Below are 2,057 nucleotides of genomic sequence, written 5' to 3'. Positions count from 1 at the left end.
AACCACCGGATCACTAAGCCCGACTTTCGTCCCTGCTCGACTTGTAGGTCTCGCAGTCAAGCTCCCTTCTGCCTTTGCGCTCTACGAATGATTTCCAACCATTCTGAGGGAACCTTTGGGCGCCTCCGTTACTGTTTAGGAGGCGACCGCCCCAGTCAAACTACCCGCCTGACACGGTCCTCCAGCCGGATCACGGCTGCGAGTTAGAGACTCTATGCATGAAGGGCGGTATCCCAAGGGTGACTCCTCCGAAGCTGGCGCTCCGGGCTCGACGTCTCCCGCCTATCCTGTACATCATGCACAAAGCCTCAATATCAGGCTGTAGTAAAGCTCCATGGGGTCTTTCCGTCCTGTCGCGGGTAACCTGCATCTTCACAGGTACTATGATTTCACCGGGTCTCTCGTTGAGACAGTGCCCAAATCGTTACGCCTTTCGTGCGGGTCGGAACTTACCCGACAAGGAATTTCGCTACCTTAGGACCGTTATAGTTACGGCCGCCGTTTACTGGGGCTTCGGTTCAAAGCTTCGCTTGCGCTAACCCATCCCCTTAACCTTCCAGCACCGGGCAGGCGTCAGCCCCTATACGTCATCTTGCGATTTAGCAGAGACCTGTGTTTTTGCTAAACAGTCGTTTGGGCCTATTCACTGCGGCTCTACTCATGTAGAGCGTCCCTTCTCCCGAAGTTACGGGACCATTTTGCCGAGTTCCTTAACGAGAGTTATCCCGCGCGTCTTAGAATTCTCATCTCGCCTACCTGTGTCGGTTTACGGTACTGGCGCCTTCCCCCTCACTAGAGGCTTTTCTTGGCAGTGTGAAATCGTGACCTACGTCCCTACGGGACTCCGCGTCGTTCCTTGACTTTGATGCCTGACGGATTTGCCAATCAGACGGTCTTGAAACTTGCACATGCACTTCCATCCGCATGCGTCACTATCCTCCTGCGTCCCCCCATTGTTCAAACGGTGGATCGGCGGTACAGGAATATCAACCTGTTATCCATCGCCTACGCCTTTCGGCCTCGGCTTAGGTCCAGACTAACCCTGAGCGGACGAGCCTTCCTCAGGAAACCTTGGGCTTTCGACGGAGGGGATTCTCACCCCTCTTTTCGCTACTCACACCGGCATTCTCACTTCCAAACGCTCCACTGCTCCTTCCGGTACAGCTTCACAGCGGTTTGGAACGCTCCCCTACCATTCCTTACGGAATCCGCAGCTTCGGTGGTATGTTTAGCCCCGTTACATTTTCGGCGCGGCGCCACTCGACTAGTGAGCTATTACGCACTCTTTGAATGGTGGCTGCTTCTAAGCCAACATCCTAGCTGTCTAGGCAGCGCCACATCCTTTTCCACTTAACATACACTTTGGGACCTTAGCTGGCGGTCTGGGCTGTTTCCCTCTTGACTACGGATCTTATCACTCGCAGTCTGACTCCCGAGTATAAGTTGCTGGCATTCGGAGTTTAACTGAATTCGGTAACCCTGTGGGGGCCCCTAGTCCAATCAGTGCTCTACCTCCAGAACTCTCAACCTCGAGGCTAGCCCTAAAGCTATTTCGGGGAGAACCAGCTATCTCCAGGTTCGATTGGCATTTCACCGCTACCCACACCTCATCCCCGCACTTTTCAACGTGCGTGGGTTCGGACCTCCAGTCAGTGTTACCTGACCTTCATCCTGGACATGGGTAGATCACCTGGTTTCGGGTCTACGACAACGCACTGAACGCCCTGTTCAGACTCGCTTTCGCTACGGCTCCGCCTCATCGGCTTAACCTCGCGCGTTATCGTAACTCGCCGGTTCATTCTACAAAAGGCACGCCATCACCCGTTAACGGGCTCTGACTACTTGTAGGCATACGGTTTCAGGATCTATTTCACTCCCCTTCCGGGGTGCTTTTCACCTTTCCCTCACGGTACTGGTTCACTATCGGTCACTAGGGAGTATTTAGCCTTGGGAGATGGTCCTCCCGGATTCCGACGGGGTTTCACGTGTCCCGCCGTACTCAGGATCCACTCTGGAGGGAAAACAGTTTCAGCTACAGGGCTGTCACCTTCTTCGGC

General features: G+C 54.4%; 1 rRNA gene. It reads right to left on the bottom strand.

The features are described from left to right. Positions 1-2,057, bottom strand: a 23S ribosomal RNA gene (locus tag AYO36_RS00110); the annotation flags it as partial.

Source organism: Exiguobacterium sp. KKBO11 (assembly GCF_001644945.1).
Classification (GTDB): Bacteria; Bacillota; Bacilli; order Exiguobacteriales; family Exiguobacteriaceae; genus Exiguobacterium_A; species Exiguobacterium_A abrahamii.
This window is presented reverse-complemented; position numbering and strand designations above follow the sequence as displayed.